Source organism: Chryseobacterium sp. SIMBA_038 (assembly GCF_046535115.1).
Lineage (GTDB): Bacteria > Bacteroidota > Bacteroidia > Flavobacteriales > Weeksellaceae > Chryseobacterium.
This window is the reverse complement of the sequence record NZ_JAWRXH010000181.1, coordinates 1-270: the sequence shown is the minus strand read 5'-3', so window position 1 is coordinate 270 and position 270 is coordinate 1. Positions and strand designations below refer to the sequence as shown.

The window sequence follows — 270 nt, the reverse complement described above, 5'->3', positions numbered from 1 at the left end:
CCTGTTGTGTCGGCCTGGGCAGTCGACTCGGACGAGTTCAGCCGCGCTTCTGCCTGCTGGATGGATTGCGGATAGTGAATGTCTTTGCGGGCCGGGTTGTATCCGGCGTGCTCGATCTGAACGAGTTGTGCACGAACTTCCGCTCGCGTAAGACCTTGTCCCGCGAACGCAAGTGCAGGAACCACCGCAAGTGCCAGCATGACAGTTCGAATGCCGAGATTCATGGCCGTGATCTCCAGTGAGTTGGGAAGGGCAGTCACACGATGTGCG

The 270-nt window shown here is 58.9% G+C and carries 1 protein-coding gene; it reads right to left on the bottom strand.

Translation table 11 applies throughout. The annotated features are described in order from the left end of the window. Positions 1 to 270, bottom strand: a 270-nt coding sequence (locus SB689_RS23200; protein ID WP_410694410.1) for a DUF4148 domain-containing protein, incomplete at both ends; no start/stop codon positions are given.